This is a genomic window from Paraburkholderia sp. BL23I1N1 (assembly GCF_003610295.1).
Taxonomy (GTDB): domain Bacteria; phylum Pseudomonadota; class Gammaproteobacteria; order Burkholderiales; family Burkholderiaceae; genus Paraburkholderia.
Genome location: NZ_RAPV01000001.1, coordinates 329,599 through 351,409 on the forward strand (window position 1 = coordinate 329,599; position 21,811 = coordinate 351,409).

Annotated in this window: 22 protein-coding genes, 1 other RNA gene and 1 pseudogene; 15 read left to right on the forward strand and 9 right to left on the reverse strand. The window is 61.7% G+C overall.

Annotated elements, in window-relative coordinates; genetic code table 11:
- The first annotated feature begins 42 nt into the window (after positions 1-42).
- From B0G76_RS01630 to B0G76_RS01655, 6 genes are all read left to right on the forward strand, one after another.
- Positions 43-1,005 (forward strand): LysR family transcriptional regulator, encoded by a 963-nt coding sequence (locus B0G76_RS01630; protein WP_120289572.1) that lies wholly within the window; start codon positions 43-45, stop codon positions 1,003-1,005.
- A 137-nt stretch (positions 1,006-1,142) separates the two neighbouring features.
- Entirely contained in the window at positions 1,143-2,456 is a 1,314-nt protein-coding gene (locus B0G76_RS01635) for a Glu/Leu/Phe/Val dehydrogenase (RefSeq protein WP_120289574.1), read from the forward strand.
- A gap of 312 nt (positions 2,457-2,768) precedes the next feature.
- A complete protein-coding gene (locus tag B0G76_RS01640; protein WP_120289576.1) occupies positions 2,769-3,662 on the forward strand; it encodes a glutamate/aspartate ABC transporter substrate-binding protein in 894 nt (297 codons plus the stop codon).
- An 82-nt stretch (positions 3,663-3,744) separates the two neighbouring features.
- On the forward strand, positions 3,745-4,485 hold the full coding sequence (locus B0G76_RS01645) for an amino acid ABC transporter permease (RefSeq protein ID WP_120289578.1): 741 nt from the start codon (positions 3,745-3,747) through the stop codon (positions 4,483-4,485).
- Positions 4,485-5,162 (forward strand): glutamate/aspartate ABC transporter permease GltK, encoded by a 678-nt coding sequence (gene gltK, locus B0G76_RS01650; protein ID WP_120289580.1) that lies wholly within the window; start codon positions 4,485-4,487, stop codon positions 5,160-5,162. The genes B0G76_RS01645 and gltK overlap by 1 nt, the downstream gene beginning before the upstream one ends.
- The gene (locus B0G76_RS01655; protein ID WP_120289582.1) at positions 5,159-5,884 is read left to right on the forward strand and encodes an amino acid ABC transporter ATP-binding protein; all 726 of its coding nucleotides are present in this window, start codon (positions 5,159-5,161) and stop codon (positions 5,882-5,884) included. The genes gltK and B0G76_RS01655 overlap by 4 nt, the downstream gene beginning before the upstream one ends.
- 194 nt (positions 5,885-6,078) lie before the next feature.
- Here the strand turns inward: B0G76_RS01655 and B0G76_RS01660 are convergent, their stop codons facing one another.
- Positions 6,079-7,005, reverse strand: coding sequence for a class II glutamine amidotransferase (locus tag B0G76_RS01660; protein ID WP_120289584.1), 927 nt, complete (start codon positions 7,003-7,005; stop codon positions 6,079-6,081).
- A 189-nt stretch (positions 7,006-7,194) separates the two neighbouring features.
- Here B0G76_RS01660 and pyrC point away from each other — a divergent pair, with 189 nt between their 5' ends.
- The 3 genes from pyrC (at position 7,195) to rnpB (ending at position 9,587) form a co-directional block, all read left to right on the forward strand.
- Positions 7,195-8,274 carry a dihydroorotase gene (gene pyrC / locus B0G76_RS01665; RefSeq protein ID WP_120289586.1) on the forward strand — a complete coding sequence of 360 codons (1,080 nt, stop codon included), beginning with the start codon at positions 7,195-7,197 and terminating at the stop codon, positions 8,272-8,274.
- The gene (locus B0G76_RS01670) at positions 8,259-9,119 is read left to right on the forward strand and encodes a DUF3025 domain-containing protein (protein WP_409076696.1); all 861 of its coding nucleotides are present in this window, start codon (positions 8,259-8,261) and stop codon (positions 9,117-9,119) included. Before pyrC ends, B0G76_RS01670 begins: the two co-directional genes overlap by 16 nt.
- Positions 9,120-9,173: 54 nt before the next feature.
- An RNA gene (gene rnpB, locus B0G76_RS01675) (RNase P RNA component class A) lies at positions 9,174-9,587 on the forward strand.
- 100 nt (positions 9,588-9,687) lie between these two features.
- On the opposite strand, the gene B0G76_RS01680 is transcribed toward rnpB, so the two are convergent.
- Complete coding sequence (locus B0G76_RS01680) at positions 9,688-10,110, reverse strand: OsmC family protein (RefSeq protein WP_063497318.1); 423 nt, start codon at positions 10,108-10,110, stop codon at positions 9,688-9,690.
- Between the two features lie 682 nt (positions 10,111-10,792).
- On the opposite strand from B0G76_RS01680, the gene rplM reads away from it, so the two are divergent.
- The 3 genes from rplM to erpA all read left to right on the forward strand — a co-directional run bounded on the left by rplM (position 10,793) and on the right by erpA (position 12,271).
- Positions 10,793-11,221 (forward strand): 50S ribosomal protein L13, encoded by a 429-nt coding sequence (rplM, locus tag B0G76_RS01685; RefSeq protein ID WP_007180422.1) that lies wholly within the window; start codon positions 10,793-10,795, stop codon positions 11,219-11,221.
- A gap of 11 nt (positions 11,222-11,232) precedes the next feature.
- Entirely contained in the window at positions 11,233-11,625 is a 393-nt protein-coding gene (gene rpsI / locus B0G76_RS01690; protein ID WP_007180423.1) for a 30S ribosomal protein S9, read from the forward strand.
- Positions 11,626-11,905: 280 nt separating this feature from the next.
- Positions 11,906-12,271 (forward strand): iron-sulfur cluster insertion protein ErpA, encoded by a 366-nt coding sequence (gene erpA, locus B0G76_RS01700; protein ID WP_007180424.1) that lies wholly within the window; start codon positions 11,906-11,908, stop codon positions 12,269-12,271.
- A gap of 83 nt (positions 12,272-12,354) precedes the next feature.
- Here the strand turns inward: erpA and B0G76_RS01705 are convergent, their stop codons facing one another.
- On the reverse strand, positions 12,355-13,485 hold the full coding sequence (locus tag B0G76_RS01705; protein WP_120289590.1) for an anhydro-N-acetylmuramic acid kinase: 1,131 nt from the start codon (positions 13,483-13,485) through the stop codon (positions 12,355-12,357).
- A 206-nt stretch (positions 13,486-13,691) separates the two neighbouring features.
- Between B0G76_RS01705 and tyrS the strand changes: the two genes are divergently transcribed.
- The 3 genes from tyrS to B0G76_RS01720 all read left to right on the forward strand — a co-directional run bounded on the left by tyrS (position 13,692) and on the right by B0G76_RS01720 (position 16,291).
- The gene (tyrS, locus tag B0G76_RS01710) at positions 13,692-14,936 is read left to right on the forward strand and encodes a tyrosine--tRNA ligase (protein ID WP_120289592.1); all 1,245 of its coding nucleotides are present in this window, start codon (positions 13,692-13,694) and stop codon (positions 14,934-14,936) included.
- Between the two features lie 53 nt (positions 14,937-14,989).
- Positions 14,990-15,448: a D-aminoacyl-tRNA deacylase gene (dtd, locus tag B0G76_RS01715; protein ID WP_120289594.1), complete on the forward strand. Its 459-nt coding sequence runs from the start codon at positions 14,990-14,992 to the stop codon at positions 15,446-15,448.
- A 111-nt stretch (positions 15,449-15,559) separates the two neighbouring features.
- Positions 15,560-16,291, forward strand: coding sequence for a histidine phosphatase family protein (locus B0G76_RS01720; protein WP_120289596.1), 732 nt, complete (start codon positions 15,560-15,562; stop codon positions 16,289-16,291).
- Here the strand turns inward: B0G76_RS01720 and ruvB are convergent.
- The 6 genes and pseudogenes from ruvB to dusB all read right to left on the reverse strand — a co-directional run bounded on the left by ruvB (position 16,260) and on the right by dusB (position 21,799).
- On the reverse strand, positions 16,260-17,324 hold the full coding sequence (gene ruvB, locus B0G76_RS01725) for a Holliday junction branch migration DNA helicase RuvB (protein WP_120296135.1): 1,065 nt from the start codon (positions 17,322-17,324) through the stop codon (positions 16,260-16,262). The genes B0G76_RS01720 and ruvB overlap by 32 nt on opposite strands.
- A gap of 121 nt (positions 17,325-17,445) precedes the next feature.
- Positions 17,446-18,028: pseudogene (gene ruvA / locus B0G76_RS01730) on the reverse strand (Holliday junction branch migration protein RuvA).
- A 139-nt stretch (positions 18,029-18,167) separates the two neighbouring features.
- The gene (ruvC, locus tag B0G76_RS01735) at positions 18,168-18,710 is read right to left on the reverse strand and encodes a crossover junction endodeoxyribonuclease RuvC (protein WP_063497310.1); all 543 of its coding nucleotides are present in this window, start codon (positions 18,708-18,710) and stop codon (positions 18,168-18,170) included.
- Positions 18,711-18,889: 179 nt separating this feature from the next.
- Positions 18,890-20,455, reverse strand: a complete 1,566-nt coding sequence (purH, locus tag B0G76_RS01740) for a bifunctional phosphoribosylaminoimidazolecarboxamide formyltransferase/IMP cyclohydrolase (protein ID WP_120289597.1) — start codon at positions 20,453-20,455, stop codon at positions 18,890-18,892.
- Positions 20,456-20,501: 46 nt separating this feature from the next.
- Positions 20,502-20,735, reverse strand: coding sequence for a Fis family transcriptional regulator (locus tag B0G76_RS01745; RefSeq protein WP_007180440.1), 234 nt, complete (start codon positions 20,733-20,735; stop codon positions 20,502-20,504).
- Complete coding sequence (gene dusB, locus B0G76_RS01750; protein ID WP_120289599.1) at positions 20,732-21,799, reverse strand: tRNA dihydrouridine synthase DusB; 1,068 nt, start codon at positions 21,797-21,799, stop codon at positions 20,732-20,734. The genes B0G76_RS01745 and dusB overlap by 4 nt, the downstream gene beginning before the upstream one ends.
- Positions 21,800-21,811: the final 12 nt, after the last annotated feature.

Genomic DNA, 21,811 nt, shown 5'->3' on the forward strand with positions numbered 1-21,811 from the left:
TAGAATGCTGACTTCCTCCCTCCCGCTGGCAGCAGGCTTCGCATGGAACTGAAATGGCTCGAAGACTTCGTTTCGCTCGCGGAAACGCGTAGTTTCAGCCGTTCGGCCGAATCGCGCCACGTCACGCAGCCGGCGTTTTCGCGGCGGATTCAGGCCCTGGAAGCATGGCTGGGCACGGAACTGATCGATCGTTCGGTTTACCCGACGCGGCTGACGGCGGCCGGCCAGGTGTTCTACGAGCAGGCGCTCGCCATGCTGTCGCAGTTCCACGAGGCGCGCGCGCTCTTGCGCGGACACACGGCGACGCCGCAGGCGACCATCGAGTTCGCCGTGCCGCACACGCTGTCGCTCACGTATTTTCCGCGCTGGCTGCAGCGCATTGAAGCGCAAATGGGCCCGATCCATACCCGGTTGCGGGCGCTGAACGTGCACGATGCGGCTTTGGCGCTGGTGGAAGGCGGCTGCGATCTGATGATGGCCTATCACCATCCGAGTCATCCAATCGCCCTCGATCCGGCCCGCTACGACATGCTGACGCTCGGCATCGAACCGATCAGTCCGTTCTCGGCGCCGGGCCGCGCCGGGCGCCCCCGGCACACGCTGCCGGGCACGGCCGGCGCGCCCACGCCCTATCTGACCTACACGCCGAACGCGTACCTGGGCCGCATGACCGAGGTGATCCTCGCTAACGCGCCGGAGCGTTTGTATCTCGACCGGCTGTACGAAACCGACATGGCCGAGGGGCTCAAGGCGATGGCGCTGGCCGGCCACGGCATCGCCTTCCTGCCGTACAGCGCCGTGGAAGACGCGGTTGCCGACGGTAAGCTGATCCGCCTCGATCGCGCTACGCGCGGCACGCCCGAGGGGCAGCTCACGCTGACCATGGAGATCCGCCTCTATCGCGACAAGCTGGCCGCGAAAGGCGACGATGCGCGGCAGATACTCGTGCGGCAACTATGGGACGTCGTGTCCGAGGAACTTGCGCAGAGCACGGGCGCCGCCTGAAACCTGCTTCCCTGCGACGCAAATTTGCGGCTTCTTAACGGTTATGCAAAAAAAACATAATCGGATAAGGAAACGGCATTGGATTTCAAAACGGCGTTTTTCGACAATGCTGTCATTCGATCAACGCCGGAGCGTTCATGTCATCCCAGCAACAAGCCGCACAATCCGCATCAACGTTGCAGTCCGTTCCTTCCTACCTGAATAAAGACGACCTCGGCCCGTGGGGCAACTACCTGCGTCAGGTCGACCGCGTCGCGCCGTACCTCGGCTCACTGTCCCGCTGGCTCGAAACCCTGAAGCGCCCGAAGCGCATTCTGGTCGTCGACGTGCCTATCGAACTCGATAACGGCACGGTCGCGCACTTCGAAGGCTATCGCGTGCAGCACAACGTGTCGCGCGGTCCGGGCAAGGGCGGCGTGCGTTATCACCAGGACGTGACGTTGTCGGAAGTGATGGCGCTGTCGGCGTGGATGTCGGTCAAGAACGCTGCTGTGAACGTGCCGTACGGCGGCGCGAAGGGCGGTATTCGTGTCGACCCGCGTACGCTGTCGCGTGGCGAGCTGGAGCGCGTGACGCGCCGCTACACGAGCGAGATCGGCATCATCATCGGACCGAACACCGACATTCCCGCGCCGGACGTGAACACGAACGAGCAGATCATGGCGTGGATGATGGACACGTACTCCATGAACCAGGGCCAAACGGCGACGGGCGTCGTGACCGGCAAGCCGATCGCGCTGGGTGGTTCGCTGGGCCGCCGCGAAGCAACGGGCCGTGGCGTGTTCGTGGTTGCCTCCGAAGCCGCACGCCGCATTGGCGTCGACATCGAAGGTGCGCGTATCGCCGTGCAGGGCTTCGGTAACGTGGGCGGCATCGCCGCGCGTCTGTTCCAGGAAGCGGGTTCGAAGCTGGTCGCGGTGCAGGATCACACCGGCACGGTGTACAAGTCGACCGGTATCGACGCGGTCGCGTTGCTGGATTACGTCGCGAAGAACGGCGGCGTGGGCGGTTTCCCGGAAGCCGACGTCATCGCGAACGAAGAATTCTGGAACGTCGAATCGGACATCCTGATTCCGGCGGCGCTGGAAAACCAGATTACCGAAAAGAACGCAGGCAAGATCAAAACGAAGATCGTCGTGGAAGGCGCCAACGGCCCGACCACCACGGCAGCGGACGACATTCTGCACGACCGCGGTATCCTCGTGATTCCGGACGTGGTGGCGAATGCCGGCGGCGTGACCGTGTCGTACTTCGAGTGGGTGCAGGACTTCTCGAGCTTCTTCTGGACTGAAGACGAGATCAACCAGCGTCTCGAGCGCGTGATGCGCGAAGCATTTGCCGCTGTGTGGCAAGTGTCGAGCGAGCAGAAGGTGTCCGTGCGGACCGCGGCGTTTATCGTCGCGTGTAAGCGGATCCTGGAAGCGCGCGAATTGCGCGGCCTGTATCCCTGATCTGATTGCGTGAAACGGCGGGCCGCCACCGCGCGGGCCGCTGCAAAAAACTTGCTTCGACGCGGTCCACAAGACGGCGTGCTTCACCCGGCGGGCGGCATCGTATCGATGCCGCCCGCCTTTGCGTATCCACGGGGTTTGGGATTGCCGGGTTATAGCGCCATAATCCCGTACCGGCATGCGCCCTGGCGGAAATCCCCGCCCCGAAGGAAGTCCCCTTTTGGGGACACGCAACAAACATGGTTGATAGCGATACTTTCAGAATAATTACTTTGCTAAACTGGCGTCGGTTCTTGGCCAAGGAGATCACACATGAAGGTTAAAAAAGCTGCGCTGCTGCTCGCCACTCTCGGACTGTTTACGGTCGGCGCACAAGCGCAAGACGCGGGTACGCTGAAAAAGATCAAGGACACGGGCGTCATTTCGCTGGGTCATCGCGAATCGTCGATCCCGTTTTCGTATTACGACGACAAGCAGAATGTCATCGGCTATTCGCAGGAATTCGCGCTGAAGGTGGTTGAGGCGGTCAAGCAGAAGCTGAACATGCCCAACCTGAAGGTCAAGCTCACGCCTGTCACGTCGCAAAACCGTATTCCGCTGGTGCAGAACGGCACCGTCGACATGGAATGCGGCTCGACCACGAATAACGCCGAGCGCCAGCAACAGGCTGCCTTCTCGAACACGATCTTCGTGATCGGCACGCGTTTGATGACCAAGAAAGACTCCGGCATCAAAGACTGGGCCGACCTGAAGGGCAAGACGGTCGTCACGACCGCCGGCACGACCTCCGAGCGCCTGCTTCGCAAGATGAATCAGGACAAGAGCATGGGCATGAACATCATCAGCGCGAAGGACCACGGCGAGTCGTTCCTGACGCTCTCCACCGGCCGCGCTGCTGCGTTCATGATGGACGACGCGCTGCTGGCAGGCGAACGCGCCAAGTCGAACAACCCGGGCGATTTCGTGATCGTCGGTACGCCGCAATCGCATGAAGCGTACGGCTGCATGATTCGCAAGAACGATCCGGAATTCAAGAAGGTTGTTGACGACGCGATCGCGAAGGTCGAAACCTCGGGCGAAGCCGATCAGATCTACAAGAAGTGGTTCGAATCGCCGATTCCGCCGAAGGGCCTGAACCTGAACTTCCCGGAAAGCGATGACATGAAGGCGCTCTACAAGAGCCCGAATGACAAGGCAATCGATTAAACCTTAGCTGTTTTTTTGAAACGCTGAACGAGACGGAAGGGGCCACGCGCTTCTTCCGTTTCTTTTTGCTGGAGTCTTGGTCATGTCATATCACTGGAACTGGGGCATTCTGCTGAGTCCGGTTTCGACCGGCGAGCCGAGTACCTATCTGGGCTGGCTGATGTCCGGCTTCTGGGTGACGATCACCGTGTCGCTGTCGGCATGGGTGATCGCGCTGATCGTCGGTTCATTTTTCGGTGTGCTGCGCACGGTGCCGAACAGATGGGCGTCGGGTATCGGTACGCTCTATGTCGCGATTTTCCGCAACATTCCACTCATTGTGCAGTTCTTTATCTGGTATCTGGTGATACCGGAATTGTTGCCGCCGTCGATCGGCAACTGGTTCAAGCAACTGCCGCCGGGTGCGCAGTTCTTCTCGTCGTCGATTGTGTGTCTCGGGCTCTTCACGGCCGCGCGCGTGTGCGAGCAGGTGCGCTCGGGTATCAACGCATTGCCGAAGGGTCAGCGCGCCGCGGGGCTGGCAATGGGTTTCACGCAATGGCAGACGTATCGCTACGTGCTGCTGCCGGTTGCGTACCGGATCATCGTGCCGCCGCTCACGTCCGAGTTTCTGAATATTTTCAAGAACTCGGCGGTCGCGTCGACCATCGGTCTGCTGGATCTGTCGGCCCAGGCGCGCCAACTGGTCGACTACACGTCGCAGACGTATGAGTCGTTCATCGCGGTCACGCTGGCGTATGTGCTGATCAATCTGGTCGTGATGCAACTGATGCGCTGGGTCGAACACAAGAGCCGGTTGCCCGGCTATATCGGAGGTAAGTGATGCATCATTTCGACTGGAGCGGTATTCCGGGCGCACTGCCTACGATGTGGACCGGCGCTATCGTCACCCTCAAGATCACGCTGATTGCGATCGTGATCGGCATCGTCTGGGGCACCATTCTCGCGATCATGCGGCTCTCGCCGTTCAAGCCGTTCGAATGGTTCGCGAAGGGTTATGTCACGATCTTCCGTTCGATCCCGCTGGTGATGGTGCTGCTGTGGTTCTTCCTGATCGTGCCGCAGGTGCTGCAAAACGTGCTGGGCTTGTCGCCGGACATCGACATCCGGCTGGCTTCGGCGATGGTCGCTTTCTCGCTCTTCGAGGCGGCGTACTATTCCGAGATCATCCGCGCCGGCATTCAGGCGGTGCCGCGTGGGCAGGTCAATGCCGCGTTTGCGCTCGGCATGAGCTACCCGCAAGCCATGCGCCTCATCGTGCTGCCGCAGGCGTTCCGCGCGATGGTGCCGCTGCTGCTTACGCAAGGTATCGTGCTGTTTCAGGATACGTCGCTTGTCTACGTGATCAGCCTCGCCGACTTCTTCCGCACCGCCACGAATATTGGCGACCGTGACGGTACGAATGTCGAAATGGTACTGTTCGCGGGCGCGTGTTATTTCGTGATCTGCGTGATCGCGTCGAGCCTCGTCAAAGGTCTTCAGAAAAAGGTCGCAAGATGATCTCTATCAAGAATGTTTCGAAGTGGTACGGTCAGTTTCAAGTGCTGACCGACTGCACGACGGAAGTCAAAAAAGGTGAAGTGGTGGTGGTGTGCGGGCCGTCGGGTTCGGGCAAGTCCACGCTGATCAAAACCGTCAACGGCCTCGAGCCGTTCCAGAAGGGCGAGATCGTTATCAACGGCCAATCGCTGACCGACAAGAAAACCAATCTGTCGAAGCTGCGTGCGAAGGTCGGTATGGTGTTCCAGCACTTCGAGCTGTTCCCGCATCTGTCGATCGTGCAGAACCTGACGCTCGCACAGGTCAAGGTGCTCGGCCGCTCGAGCGACGAAGCAACGGCGAAGGGCCACAAGCTGCTCGATCGCGTCGGTCTGCGCGCACATGCGGACAAGTTTCCGGGGCAATTGTCGGGCGGTCAGCAGCAACGCGTGGCGATTGCGCGCGCGTTGTCGATGGACCCGATCGCGATGCTGTTCGACGAACCTACTTCCGCGCTCGATCCGGAAATGATCAACGAAGTGCTCGACGTGATGGTCGAACTCGCCCAGGAAGGCATGACGATGATGTGCGTCACGCACGAAATGGGCTTTGCCAAGAAGGTCGCGCACCGCGTGATCTTCATGGACAAGGGCCTGATCGTGGAAGACGACCGCAAGGAAGACTTCTTCGCGAATCCGAAGTCGGATCGCGCGAAGGATTTTCTGGCGAAGATCCTGCACTGAGGGTGTTGCTGCGGCCGCGCTGGTCGGTTGGCGTGGCTCATGCAAAAAAAGCCGCTTCGGAAGAAGCGGCTTTTTTTGTTTCCGACGTTCTGAAGTGCTGGCTTGTGAAAGGACGCTCCAGTTGAGGCGTTCTTCAGTTGGCGAACGCAGATGTTGGCCCGAGTTGTTCTGGCGCTCGTGGACGCACGCGCAGATCAGGACTCGAAAGCGGCGGTGTCGTCCGCGGCTTCAAGGTCGACCTCGGCGACAGCCACCGCCTCAACCGAAGCCGCAATCGTGGTCGCCGAAGCCGACGCGTCCAACGCCGGATTGCGCAGCTTTTCCAGCACCGAAGTCGGCACCGGCACATTCACTCGGCCGATCACTTCGCCGTGCTGGAACATCAACAAATCGCCTGGTTTGAACGCAGTCCACACTTCGTTATCGGTGAGCGGTTTGGTCGCGATCACGGCGACGCGGTCTTCCGGCGTCGTGTATTTGGCGAAATCGATCGACACGTCCGCGTCGACCAGATGGGCAGTCGAGAACGGCCAGCGCCGCACGATGTAGTGCAGATGCGTCGAGCAATGCGCGAACAGCGCCTGGCCGTTCGACATCAGGAAATTGAACACGCCAAATTGCGTGATTTCGCGCGTGAGCGTTTCGAGCGCGGCGAACAGTTCGTCGAGCGGCGGCTGCGTGCCCGGGAAGGCCTTGCGCAAGCCTTGCAGCAACGCACAGAACGCGAGTTCGCTATCGGTTGTGCCGACAGGTTGATAAACGCCGGTTAGCGCCGGCGAATAATCTTTCAAGTCGCCGTTGTGCGCGAAGATCCAGTGACGCCCCCACAGTTCGCGCATGAACGGATGGCAATTCTCGAGCAGGATATGCCCTTGCGTCGCCTTGCGAATATGCGCGATCGTGTTCTTCGACTTGATCGGGTAGCGTTTGACCATCTCGGCAATCGGCGAGGTAGCCGACGATTGATGGTCAATGAACAGGCGGCAGGCTTTGTCTTCGAAGAAGGCGATGCCCCAGCCGTCCGCGTGGTGATCGGTGACGCCGCCGCGCGCCGCAAAGCCGGTGAACGAGAACGTGACGTCCGTCGGCGCGGCGCAGTTCATTCCGAGAAGTTGGCACATGTTGCGGGTAAGCCGGTGAACGGGGCGAGCCGTTACAATGATGATTTTCCAAGCATATCACCGAGCCAGAAGCGCCAAATAGCGAAATTGACGTATGTTTAGGGCTTAGCGTTGCGATTTGCTCTGATTTGCAACGCTTTGAGCATGCCGATTTGCTTTTTTGCCGCCGAATCTCGTTCCTCTCCCGCCATGACCGCTTCCAACGCCTCCCTCGATTCGATCGACACGATCGACAGCATCACGCTCGCCCGCCCGGACGACTGGCACCTGCACGTTCGCGACGGCGAGATGCTCGCTGCCGTGTTGCCGGACACCGCGCGCCAGTTCGGCCGCGCGATCATCATGCCTAACCTGAAGCCGCCGGTCACCACGACCGCGATGGCAGAGGCGTATCGCGAGCGTATCGTCGCCGCGATCCCGGCTGGGGCGAAGTTCGAACCGCTAATGACGCTGTACCTGACTGACAACACGCCGCCGGACGAAATCCGCCGCGCGCGCGAAAGCGGCTTCGTGCATGGCGTGAAGCTGTACCCGGCGGGGGCGACGACCAACTCGGACGCCGGCGTCACCGACATCATGAAGTGCGCCAAAACGCTCGAAGTGATGCAGGAAACCGGCATGCCGTTGCTGGTGCACGGTGAGGTGACGGATTCGTCGATCGACCTGTTCGACCGCGAGAAGGTGTTCATCGACCGCGTGATGACGCCGCTGCGCCGCGCGTTTCCGGCGCTGAAAGTGGTGTTCGAGCACATCACCACCAAAGATGCAGTCGACTACATCCGCGAAGCCGGCGTGGCGCCGGGGCTGCTGGGTGCGACGATCACCGCGCACCATCTGCTGTACAACCGCAACGCGATCTTCCAGGGTGGCATTCGCCCGCATTACTACTGCCTGCCGGTGTTGAAGCGCGAGACGCATCGCGTGGCGCTGGTCGAGGCGGCAACCTCGGGCAATCCGCGCTTCTTCCTCGGCACGGATAGCGCACCGCATCCGAAGGGCTTGAAGGAGCACGCGTGCGGCTGTGCGGGTTGCTACACGGCGCTGCACGCGCTCGAACTCTATACCGAAGCGTTCGACAAAGCCGGTGCGCTGGACAAGCTCGAAGGCTTCGCCAGCTTCTTCGGCGCGGATTTCTACGGCCTGCCGCGCAGCGAAGAGAAGATCACCCTGCGTCGCGAAGAATGGACGCTGCCGGCTGAATTGCCGGTCGGCGACACGCCGGTTGTGCCGCTGCGTGGCGGCGAGTCGATCGGTTGGCGCCTCGTCTGAGGTTGGATTCGATGCAGGTGCAAGAGGCGGCGCGCGTGGACTTCTGTCTCGCCGATATCGACTGGTCGAAGCCGTGGTTCGCGCCGTTCGCGGCACGCGGCGCGCGCTGGCAGCAGGGCGCGTTGACGAGCTACGCGGCCTTGCTTGCGGAAATGAATGCGGATGCCGGCGAAATGCGGCAGGTCACGGGGCGCGGTCAGCGCCTCGCGTTCATTGCGCAGGACGATCTGCCGCCGGGCGCGGCTTATGAGGCGCACATCGCGTCGACGGGTTGCGTGCCGACACGCCACAACCTGCACGACTTCTTCAACGGGTCGATGTGGTTTGCGTTTCCGCGTATCAAGGCGGCGCTGAACGCGCGGCAGTCGGCGGCGATCGACGTATTAGGCGTCGGCCCGACCCGCGGCAGCATACGCGACACGTTGACCTTGTTCGATGAAAACGCAGTGCTGTTCGCCAGTGCCGACCCGGCGTTGAGCGCGGCATTGCGCGGGTTCGACTGGCAGACGCTGCTGGTGGCTCACCGTGATGCATGGGGGGCGCGCTGCGAGGTGCGCTGCTTTGGCCACGCGCTGCTTGAAAAGCTGATTGCGCCGTTCAAGGCTTGCACGGGCCACGCGTGGATCGTCGACGTGCCATCCGACTACTTCGGCTGGAGCGCTGCGGCACGCGACGCCTGGCTCGACGAGTCTGTCAGCACGGCACTCCTGAAGACGGATGCTTTGACGAGCCGCCTGTTTGCGCCGCTGCCCGTGCTGGGGATTCCGGGTTGGTGCGCTGGGAACGAATCGCCGGTGTTTTACGACGACACGTCCGTCTTTCGCGCGGGGCGCCGTTCGCGCTAAAGACTTGCGGTTCATCCGCCCCCTATCCGTCACAGTGTTAAAATGCGCCCCAGCAAAGCAGGCCAGGCAGTCGCGGCCTCTACGGCTTCGGCCAAAGAGGGCGAGGAAAGTCCGGACTCCATAGGGCAGGGTGATGGCTAACGGCCATCCGTGGCGACACGCGGAACAGGGCAACAGAAAGCAAACCGCCGATGGCCCGGCGCAAGCCGGGATCAGGTAAGGGTGAAACGGTGCGGTAAGAGCGCACCGCGGCTGCTGCAAGGCAGACCGGCACGGTAACCTCCACCCGGAGCAATTCCAAGTAGGCAGGCTAGCATCTTCGAGGTGCAGGACGGGGCCCCCGTCACGTCTGCGGGTAGGAAGCTTGAGCGCGTCAGTAATGGCGTGCCTAGAGGAATGACTGCTACGCGCGTCGTGTTTTCGGACGTGGCGCGTGCACAGAATCCGGCTTATCGGCCTGCTTTGCCACCCAACAAAAAATGCCGGCGTCCGTGTGGACGCCGGCATTTTTATTTGACGCGCCGGTTTGGCTAAATGCGCCTCAGCTATCCGCGCCGAAGCGCCGCGCTCAACCTGCGACGATATCGAACGAGTGCGTGAGCTCGGCGGTCTTCGCGATCATGATCGACGCCGAGCAGTATTTGTCGTGCGACAGATTGATCGCGCGTTCCACCGTGGCCGGGTTCAGATTTTTGCCCGTCACGGTGAAATGAAAGTGGATCTTGGTGAACACTTTCGGATCCTCGCTGGCGCGCTCAGCCTTCAGCGTCACTGAGCAGCCGGCGATTTCCTGGCGGCTCTTCTTCAGGATCATCACGACGTCGTACGCCGTGCAGCCACCCGTGCCGAGCAGCACCATTTCCATCGGACGCGGCGCGAGATTGCGGCCGCCGCCTTCCGGCGCGCCGTCCATCGTGACCAGATGACCGCTGCCGGTCTCGGCCGCAAACGCCATCCCGTCTTGCCCCATCCAGCTAACTTTGCATTCCATGCTGTGCTCCACCGCGCTGCGCTTATATCGAAAACGCATTGTAGCCCGGTGTTTGCGTGTCCGCCCGAAGAGACTTTCGGGGGAACTTATGCGCAATGGCTGCTTGCGTGTTGCGGTGCGGCATGTTCCGCCGATTCGGGAATGTCCTGACGGGTTTAGGGGTTTTACTCTAGTCGATGTCTGTTTACGCGTCGGCTTAAAATGGCGTTTGTATTTGATTTTAAAGGGAATTCTGTATCTTTTTGTCTGAATGTTGTTGTATCGCATTATGGGATCGAATTTCGCAATGCAAATGTTCTTGCGTCGCACAAGGCGGCCTCATATAATCGGTCCCATCGGCTGCAACAGTTTTGCAACCTCCGCTGTCTCCTCCACCTCCTCCTTTGGTGGATTAAACCCGAACCGCTAGTTCGGGTTTTTTTTCGTCCCTGCTTTCCCCGAGACGATGCCGTTCGGTGAGCCAGGAAGAACGTCGAATGGCGCTATCCGGCCGTCGCCGCGCATCACTTCCCGCCCGAAACGCCGCAATCTTTGACTCGGCGTGACAAATTCCTTTATAATTCAGAGCTTTTCCGCATCCGCGCCCGCGGAGGAAGAACCAGGGAGAGCCTGCACGCGCCTCGATGCGCACACTACAAGCAGGAAAAAATACATTGGGCGCAGCAATTTTTTTGGATCGATCATGAAGACGTTTTCCGCAAAAGCCCATGAGGTTACGCGTGAATGGTACGTGATTGACGCGACGGATAAGGTTCTCGGGCGTGTCGCCAGCGAAGTGGCACACCGTCTTCGCGGCAAGCACAAGCCTGAATTCACTCCGCACGTCGACACCGGTGATTTCATCATCGTTATCAACGCCGGCAAGCTGCGTGTCACGGGCAACAAGGCTACTGACAAGAAGTACTACCGTCACTCGGGTTACCCGGGCGGTATTTATGAAACGACGTTCGGCAAGATGCAAGAACGCTTCCCGGGCCGTGCGCTCGAGAAAGCGGTCAAGGGCATGCTGCCGAAGGGCCCGCTCGGCTACGCGATGATCAAGAAGCTGAAGGTCTACGCTGAAGCAACGCATCCGCATTCGGCACAACAGCCGAAAGCGCTCGAGATCTAAGGGGAGCCCACATGATCGGTAACTGGAATTACGGCACGGGCCGCCGCAAGAGCGCCGTCGCACGCGTCTTCATCAAGGCTGGCAAGGGCGAGATCATTGTAAACGGCAAGCCTATCGCCGATTACTTCTCGCGCGAAACGTCGCTGATGATCGTGCGTCAGCCGCTGGAACTCACGAACCACGGCGTTACGTTCGACATCAAAGTCAACGTGAACGGTGGCGGTGAAACGGGTCAAGCCGGTGCGGTTCGCCACGGCATCACCCGCGCGCTGATGGACTACGACGCAACGCTGAAGCCGGAACTGTCGAAGGCTGGCTTCGTGACGCGTGACGCTCGTGAAGTCGAACGTAAGAAGGTCGGCTTCCACAAGGCACGTCGCCGGAAGCAATTCTCGAAGCGTTAATCGCTTCGTGTGCAAACCGGCTTTCGGGCTGGAATGCTGCAAAAGCCGCCAACGCTTTCGCGAAGGCGGCTTTTTTATTGGCTTTTATTGGCTGTTCCTCGTTGAGTTTGCGACGACAGTTTTCTCGCTGGAGCGGTGGTTTCGTCCGCTCAGGCAGGCTGACGACGGCTGGCGCGCACATCGATAGCGGTTCCTGGAAGAACCCATTGATTTTGTGGGCTTCGGCACGATATCGAGATCAGCCCTACAATAGCGGTTAGAAGCTTTTTGGAGAGTTCGAATGAACGCAGTCACCGATACACCCGTGACCGAGATGCCCGCCCCCTTCGTTTTTACCGACGCAGCGGCTGACAAGGTCAAGCAACTGATCGAAGAAGAAGGCAATGCGGACCTCAAACTGCGCGTTTTCGTGCAGGGCGGCGGCTGCTCGGGCTTTCAGTACGGTTTTACGTTCGACGAAGCCGTCAACGAAGACGACACCGTCATGAACAAGAGCGGCGTCCAGCTGCTGATCGATTCGATGAGCTACCAGTATCTGGTCGGCGCTGAGATCGACTACAAGGACGACATCAACGGCGCGCAGTTCGTCATCAAGAACCCGAATGCTACGACCACCTGTGGTTGCGGCTCGTCGTTCTCGGTTTGATGGCCAGTTAGGCGACAGGTTGTAAAAGGAAACGGGGCTTCGGCCCCGTTTTTTATTGCCTGCGCCAAACCCCGGCGCTTCGCTTAGCGCGGGTAGATGGCCCCGAGTACGCGCTCGGCAGTGGCACCGGTGACGGCCGGCAAATTGCCCGGCAGGCGCGCCATACAACGCATGGCAAGCCAGGCGAATGCTAGCGGTTCGACCTGGCTCGGCGGGACGCCGAGTGCGTCGGTTGTCATCACGGGCACGCCGCTTACGCCGCTGTCCTCCAGCGCCTGTTGCAGGGCCTTCAGAATCTCCGGATTGCGCGCACCGCCGCCACACACGTAGACCGCCTTGGCGTCCGACGCATGCCGTTCGATTTCGCGAGCCACCGTAACCGCGGTCAGCGCGACCAGTGTGGCTTGCACGTCCGCAGGGGCGAGGGCGGCGAACGGTTGCAGCTTCGCATCCAGCCATTGCGGGTTGAACAAGTCGCGGCCGGTACTTTTCGGCGGTTGCTGCGAGAAAAAGGGCTCGTCGAGCAGCGCGTTCAGCAACGTGCGATCGACCTGTCCGCCCGCGGCGAAATGGCCGTTTTCGTCGAAGGGCTTGCCGAGATGGCGCTGTGCCCATTCGTCGAGCAACGCGTTCGCCGGCCCGCAGTCGAACCCGCGCACGCCGCCCGTCGCGTTCAGGATCGTGATGTTGCTGATGCCGCCGAGATTGCAGACCACCCGCGTTTCGTTTTTCGCGCCGAACACCGTGGCGTGAAACGCCGGTACGAGCGGCGCGCCCTGGCCGCCGGCCGCGACGTCGCGGCAGCGGAAGTCGGCGACCACGTCGATATGCATCATTTCCGCGAGCAGCGCGGGGTTGTTGATCTGCCGCGTGTAACCCTTTTCCGGCCGATGCCGCACCGTCTGGCCGTGGACGCCGATTGCACGGACTTCTGCGGCCGGTACGCGGCTGCCTTGCAGCAATTCGTGGCAGCACACCGTGTAGCGCGTGGCGAGCGCATTGGCGGCCAGCGCTTCGCGCTCGATTTCATTGTCGCCCGGCTGCTGAAGCGCGAACAGCGCATCGCGTAAGCCGGCAGCGAAGCCGACAAACGCCTCGGCCAGCACCACCGGCGGTTTCCCTTGGGCGAATCTGACGGCCACACCGTCCACGCCGTCCATGCTCGTGCCGGACATCAATCCCAAGTACACGCCGTCTGCGGGGTCTTGCGCCACGTTGCTGCTCCTCTCAGTGATTCATTGCGATCTGTTTTAGCAGATTATCGGCGCAAGCGCGGCCGAATATAAAGCGTGACGACGCCAATCGCACGACCGGCCACGCCGAAATCATGCGCCGGCGAGGCGCTTATGGCTGAGTCAGTGGGCGCGGCGGTGCGCATCTATGGGACAATCTCCTTTTTTTGCGACTTCACGTTTCCAGCATGACCACCGAGTCCACCAAGCCCAGCCCCGCCTTCCCGATCACCGACGAAGTCCGTCACGCGCTCGCCGTCACCAAGCGCGGTGTCGACGAACTGCTGATCGAAGACGAATTCGCGCAAAAGCTCGCGAAGAGTGCGGCGACAGGCGTGCCGCTGCGTATCAAGCTCGGCCTCGATCCGACCGCGCCCGACATTCACATCGGCCACACGGTCGTGCTGAACAAGATGCGCCAGTTGCAGGACCTGGGTCACACGGTGATTTTCCTGATCGGTGACTTCACCTCGCTGATTGGCGATCCGTCAGGCCGCAACGCCACGCGTCCGCCGCTCACGCGCGAGCAGATCGAATCGAACGCGAAAACGTATTTCGAGCAGGCCGCACTCGTGCTCGACCGCGACAAGACTGAAATCCGCTACAACAGCGAATGGTCGATGCCGCTCGGCGCCGACGGCATGATCAAGCTCGCCTCGCGCTACACGGTGGCGCGTATTCTCGAGCGCGAAGATTTCACCAAGCGCTTCCAGGGCGGCGTGCCGATCTCGATCCACGAATTCCTGTATCCCCTGATGCAAGGCTACGACTCGGTCGCGCTCAATGCCGACCTCGAGCTCGGCGGCACGGACCAGAAATTCAACCTGCTGGTGGGCCGTGAGCTGCAGAAGCAGTACGGTCAGGAACAGCAGTGCATCTTGACGATGCCGTTGCTCGAAGGCCTCGACGGCGTCGAAAAGATGTCGAAGTCGAAGAACAACTACATCGGTATCAGCGAAAAGCCGACGGACATGTTCGGCAAGCTGATGAGCATCTCCGACGTGCTGATGTGGCGTTATTTCGAATTGCTGTCGTTCCGTCCGATGGACGAAATCGCCGGCTTCAAAAAAGAGATCGAAGCGGGCCGCAATCCGCGCGATTTCAAGGTGATGCTCGGGCAGGAAATCGTCGCGCGATTCCACTCGCCAGCCGATGCCGAGCGCGCGCTCGAAGACTTCAATCATCGCGCGAAGGGCGGCGTGCCTGACGATATTCCGGGCGTGACCCTCGCGGGCGCACCGCTCGCAATCGGCCAGTTGCTCAAGCAGGCCAACCTCGTGCCGTCGACGAGCGAAGCATTGCGCAACATCGAGCAGGGCGGCGTGAAGATTGATGGCACGACCGTGTCGGACAAGGGCTTGAAGGTCGAAGCCGGCGAGTACATCGTGCAGGTCGGCAAGCGTCGTTTTGCGCGCGTCACGCTGACGGCTTGATGGCTCAGCGATAACGCGATGATGTCTAGAGCAGTGCATCCGGAGTCGAGCCGATGATCGCGCTGATCCAGCGCGTACGGCGCGCAGAAGTGCGCGTGGGCGAGCGCGTGACCGGCGCGATCGAGGCGGGCCTGCTCGCGCTCGTGTGCGCCGAGCGCCGCGACACGGAAGCCGCTGCTGACCGGCTGCTCGCCAAGGTGCTCGGCTACCGGGTCTTCAGCGACGCGGCCGGCAAGATGAATCTCTCCGTACAGAATCTCGACGGTGCCGGGCGGGCAGGCGGCTTGCTGCTGGTTTCGCAGTTCACGTTGGCGGCTGACACCAACAGCGGCCTGCGCCCGAGCTTCACGCCCGCCGCGCCGCCCGATGAGGGCAAGCGGCTATTCGATTACTTCGTCTCGGCAGCGCGCGCGAAACATCCGATCGTCGAGACAGGCGAATTCGGCGCCGATATGCAGGTGTCGCTCGTCAACGACGGGCCGGTCACGTTCTGGCTGCAGACGAACGCTTGAGATTCAACTGCCGTCGCATGGTGCATGCGGCGGCACGCATCCACTCCTCCAGCCGCTTTTTGCGACAATAGCGGCTCGGCATAACCGGCTAATGGCGCCCACGCTCATCTCATGACCACGCAGATTCTGTTCATCCGCCACGGCGAGACCGATTGGAACCGCATCAAGCGCATTCAAGGTCACATCGACATTCCGCTCGCGACGACCGGCTTCGCGCAGGCGCAACGCCTTGCGCGCCGCATCGCGAATGAGGTGAAAGAGGGCGCGCGGTTCGACGCGATTTATTCGAGCGATCTGCAACGCGCACAGCAGACCGCGCAGCCGATCGCCGACGCACTTGGCTTGCCGTTGCAACTGCGTGAAAGTTTGCGCGAACGCTCGTACGGTGCATTCCAGGGGCATGACAGCGACGAGATTGCCGTTCGTTTCCCCGATGAATACGCGCACTGGCAAACCCGCGATCCGGGTTTCGCGCCGCCCGAAGGCGAGTCGCAGCGCGCGCTCTATCACCGCGTGTTGCATGCGATCGAGCCGCTGGTGGCCGCGCATCCGGGCGGGCGGATCGCCTGTGTCGCGCATGGTGGCGTGCTGGATTGCGTTCGGCGGTTTGCGTCCGGCTTGTCGCTCGATGCGCCGCGTGATTACGCGTTGTTGAACACGAGCGTCAACGTGGTGGATTTCGCCGACGACGCCACCAAGGCAACGATCGTTTCCTGGGCGGACGTGTCGCATCTCGATGCACCAAGCGCGGACGATAGCTTCAAGCGCGTGCCGGAAACCGGGACGTTAAGCGGCGAGGCTTGTATCCGACTCAGGTCGCGGCCGAATCCCACAGGCCGGTGATGGGGCTCGAAGCGTCCGGCGTGGCGAGACCGAAATGCCGGTACGTGAGCAAAGTAGCGACGCGGCCGCGCGGCGTGCGCTGCAGGAAGCCTTGCTGGATCAGATACGGTTCGAGCACGTCTTCGATCGTGTCGCGTTCTTCGCCGATGGCCGCCGCCAGATTGTCGACGCCGACCGGGCCGCCGTCGAACTTGTGCAGGATCGCTTCGAGGAGCTTGCGGTCCATCAGGTCGAAGCCGACCGCGTCCACGTCGAGCATTTTGAGCGCGGCGTCGGCCACCTGCGCGGTGATGTTGCCGTCTGCTTTCACTTCGGCGAAATCGCGCACGCGGCGCAGCAGCCGGTTTGCGATCCGCGGCGTGCCACGCGCGCGCTTGGCGATTTCGAACGCGCCGTCCGGATGGATCTGCGCATGGAGCAACGACGCCGAACGCGTGACGATGCGCGCCAGTTCTTCTGCGTTGTAAAACTCGAGCCGCGCAACGATCCCGAAGCGATCGCGTAACGGATTGGTCAGCATGCCCGCGCGGGTGGTTGCGCCAACCAGCGTGAACGGCTGCAGATCCAGCTTCACGCTGCGCGCGGCCGGCCCTTCGCCGATCATGATGTCGATCTGATAATCCTCCAACGCCGGATACAGAATTTCTTCGACGACCGGCGAGAGCCGGTGGATTTCGTCGATGAACAGGACGTCGTTGGCTTCGAGGTTGGTTAGCAGTGCGGCGAGGTCGCCGGCGCGTTCAAGCACCGGACCAGACGTTTGCCGCAGATTCACACCCATTTCCCGCGCGATGATGTGCGCGAGCGTGGTCTTGCCGAGACCCGGCGGCCCGAACAGCAGCACGTGGTCGAGCGATTCCGAGCGGCGCTTGGCGGCCTCGATGAAGATTTCCAGCTGACCGCGCACCTTTTCCTGCCCGACATATTCTTCGAGCTGGCGCGGGCGCAGCGCGCGCTCGAACGCTTCTTCGTTCGGCGAGACGGGCGTGGCCGCGATGATGCGCTCGGCGGCAAGTTTGTCGGTTTCGATCATGCGGTCATTGTACCGCGCCCCGCCCATTGCGAAACTCGGCCGAACGGCCAGGGTGCGCGTCGCGCCTTCGTGTGCGAAGCTTTACCTATCGCACGCAACGCCACCGCCGCGGCATGAGCGTTTAACCCTTGGAGAGCGCCTTCAACGCGAGCTTGATACCTTCGGAAACACCGGTGCCCGCCGGCACGTTCTTGACGGCCGCCAACGCTTCTTTTTCGGAGTAACCCAATGCGATCAGCGCGTTGAGAATATCGGAGGCATGGTCGGATGCCGACGCCGCGCCGGCCAGCGCGCCCAGGTCGGCGCCGATCTTGCCCTTCAGTTCGAGGAGCAGCCGCTCCGCTGTTTTCTTGCCGATGCCAGGCACGCGGGTCAGGCGCGCGGCGTCCTGCATCGTGACGGTCTGCGCCAGTTCATGCACGCTCATGCCGGAAAGCACGGCAAGCGCCATGCGCGCGCCGATGCCGGTGATCTTCAGCAATTCGCGGAAGGTCGAGCGTTCCTCGGCGGTACCGAAGCCATAGAGCAGATGCGCGTCTTCACGCACGATCATTTGCGTGAGCAGCACGACGCGTTCGCCGGTCGAGGGCAGGTTGTAGAACGTGCTCATCGGCACATCGACTTCGTAGCCGACGCCGTTGCAGTCGACGAGTAGATGCGGCGGGTTTTTTTTCCAGCAGAACGCCGGCAATGCGACCGATCATGGCGGATTCAATCTTGAGAGAAAGGGCGAGTGTAGCGCAGCGGGACAGCGGCGCGTGCGTCCGCGTTTAAGCGGCGGTTCCTGCGCGCACGAGCGACGGTAACGGGCTTGCGCCGCTAGCGCTGGTGTCGTGCATTCGCCTATCCCACCAACCGTCCGCGCCGCACTCGCAGGCCTTTCTTGGCAAGCGACGGCGCAATGCCACCTAGCGTGCTAAGCGTCGTGCCGCCGTGCGCGTGGCAGATCGCCATGCCGAGGGCGTCGGCGGCGTCGGTGCCGGGCACGCCGGAGAGGTTAAGCAACCGTACCACCATCTGCTGCATCTGCTCCTTGGTCGCGCGGCCGTAGCCCACCACGGCCTGCTTCAACTGCAACGCCGTGTATTCGGCGACCGGCACGCCGCCCGCCACGAGTCCGCAGATCGCCGCGCCACGCGCCTGGCCGAGCAACAAGGTGGATTGCGGGTTGACGTTGACGAACACCTTTTCGATCGCCGACTGATCCGGCGAATGCTGACGGATCAGCGTCGAGATGCCTTCGAAAATGGTGCCGAGACGCGACGGCAGATCGGCGTCGGCGGTTTTGATCACGCCGCTTGCGACGTAGCTGAGCGTGTGTCCGGTTTGATCGATGACGCCAAAGCCGGTGACGCGCAAGCCGGGGTCGATGCCGAGAATTCTCATGAGGTGCCGCAGGTGCGGTGAAAACCAGGTGCTTGGGATACTACAACGAACGCGCGGTGTGGCGAGGCTGGCGGAATAAAAACGGCCCGGCAGAACAATCCGCCGGGCCGTTGCGTTCAGGCCAACTCGGTGGCCGTTGCTTCACGAAGAAGCCATGGCCGCCCGTGAGGCTTGAAGAATCAATGCCGGAAATGACGCACGCCGGTCACCACCATCGCGATGTTGTGCTCGTCAGCCGCGGCGATTACTTCGTCGTCGCGCATCGAACCGCCCGGTTGAATCACGCAGGTCGCGCCTGCCGCAACCACCACATCCAGACCGTCACGGAACGGGAAGAAGGCATCCGACGCCACCGCCGAACCGTTCAGCGTCAACCCAGCGTTCTGCGCCTTGATGCTCGCAATCCGCGCCGAGTCCACGCGGCTCATCTGGCCCGCGCCGACGCCGAGCGTCATGCCGTTGCCGCAGAACACGATCGCGTTCGACTTCACGTACTTCGCGACGCGCCACGCGAACAGCAGGTCGTCCATTTCCTCCGGCGTCGGGTGACGCTTCGTGACCACGCGCAATTCGTGCGGCTGCACGTTCTTCGAATCGAGCGATTGCACCAGCAGGCCGCCGCCGACGCGCTTCAGATCGAACGCGTTATGGCCTTCGCCCAAAGCGATTTCCAGCAGGCGCACGTTCTGTTTGGCCGCGAACACCTGGCGAGCCGCCGCGCTGAACGACGGAGCGATCAGCACTTCGACGAACTGCTTGGCCACCGCCTGCGCAGCAACTTCGTCCACTTCACGGTTGAACGCGATGATGCCGCCGAACGCCGAGGTCGGGTCGGTCTGGAACGCCTTCGCATACGCTTCGTTCGCGTCCGCGCCCACTGCCACGCCGCACGGATTCGCGTGCTTGACGATCACGCAGGCCGGCACGTCGAACGTCTTCACGCATTCCCACGCTGCGTCGGAATCGGCGATGTTGTTGTACGACAGTTCCTTGCCCTGCAACTGCTCGTAGTTCGCCAGTGCGCCCGCCGGCACGGCGAGGTCGCGATAGAACGCGGCGCTCTGATGCGGGTTTTCGCCGTAACGCAGGTCCTGCGCCTTGTCGAACGCGAGGTTGAATGTAGCCGGGTAAGTGTTGCGCGACGCGTGTTGCAATTCGTCGGTGAGGCTCGTCAGGTAGTTCGTGATCGCGCCGTCGTACTGCGCGGTGTGGGCGAACACCTTGGTGGCGAGGCGGAAGTTCGTCTTGTACGACACCGCGTTGCTATTCGCGCGCATTTCGTCCAGCACCACTGCGTAATCGGCCGGATCGACCACCACCGTCACGTCGCGATGATTCTTCGCGGCCGAGCGCAGCATGGTCGGGCCGCCGATGTCGATGTTCTCGATCGCGTCTTCCAGCGAGCACTCTTCTTTCGACACGGTCTGCACGAACGGATACAGATTCACGACCAGCAGGTCGATCGTCGGGATGTCGTGCTTTTCAAGCGCGGCCATGTGTTCCGGCAGATCGCGGCGCGCCAGAATGCCGCCGTGCACCTTCGGATGCAGCGTTTTCACGCGCCCGTCCAGCATTTCCGGGAAGCCCGTGTAGTCGGCGACTTCGGTGACGGAGAGGCCCGCGTCCGCGAGCAGTTTCGCGGTGCCGCCGGTCGACAGGATCTTGACGCCGAGGTCCGACAGCGACTTGGCGAAATCGACGATGCCGGACTTGTCGGAAACGGAGATGAGCGCTTGCTTGATCATGATGAAGACGAATAGCCGAAGGGAAACGTGGCAGGGCGCCGAGAAATTACAACAAACCGTGCTGTTGCAGCTTCTTGCGCAGCGTATTGCGGTTGATGCCGAGATACTCGGCGGCCAGCGACTGGTTGCCGCCGGCCTGCTCGAGCACCACTTCGAGCAAGGGTTTTTCTACGCATGAAATAACCATGTCGTAGACGTCATGCGGATTGGAGCCGTCGAGATCCTGGAAATACATTCCCAGGCTGTCGCGGACAGATTGTTCGATATTGTTCTTGCTCATGCTGCTAGTCGGTCGGTATGGTCCGGCTCGCCGTCGTTCTTGCTGAGCGTCTCGTCAACGTAGACGAGGCGGTCGGAGAACGCCTTTTGGGCGTCGAAGAATTCGTTGACGGCGAGGAGTTGTTCGCGCGTGGTGTCCAGCGTATTCATGCGGTGCCGGAACACGTTGGCGCCAGAAAGGCCGCGAGTGTACCAGCCGATATGCTTACGCGCTGTGCGGACGCCCGTAAATTCGCCGTAGAAAGCGTAGTGATCTTCGAGATGCTCGTTCATCACCTGCTGGATTTCGTCGATGCGCGGCGGCGGCAGCAACTCGCCCGTTTGCAGGAAATGCTCGATCTCGCGGAACAGCCACGGACGCCCCTGCGCGGCGCGGCCGATCATGATGGCGTCGGCGCCGGTGGCGGCGAGCACCTCGCGGGCTTTTTGCGGCGACGTAATGTCGCCATTGGCGACCACCGGAATACGCACCGCCGCTTTGACGGCGGCGATGGTTTCGTATTCGGCGTCGCCGTGATACAGGTCGGCGCGGGTGCGGCCGTGCACGGTCAGCATGGAAATGCCGGCGGTTTCGGCCAGACGCGCAACCGACAAAGCGTTTTTGTTGTCGCGATCCCAGCCGGTGCGGATTTTCAGCGTGACGGGCACGGCATCCGGCCCGGTGCCGACCGCGCCCACGACCGCCTCGACAATGCGCTGCACCAGCGGCTCGTTCTGCAACAGCGCCGAGCCTGCGGCCACGTTGCACACCTTCTTGGCCGGGCAGCCCATGTTGATGTCGATGATCTGCGCACCGTTCGCCACGTTGTAGCGCGCGGCTTCGGCCATCATGGCCGGATCGGCGCCGGCGATCTGCACGGCGATGGGTTCGACCTCGCCCGTGTGATTGGCACGGCGCATGGTCTTTTCGCTTTTCCACAACTGCGCATTCGACGCGACCATTTCCGACACCGCGTAGCCCGCGCCCAGCCGCTTGCACAATTGCCGGAACGGACGGTCGGTCACGCCGGCCATGGGGGCGACGAACAGGTTATTACGCAGATTGTGGGAGCCGAGAGTAGGCATGACTTGGACGCG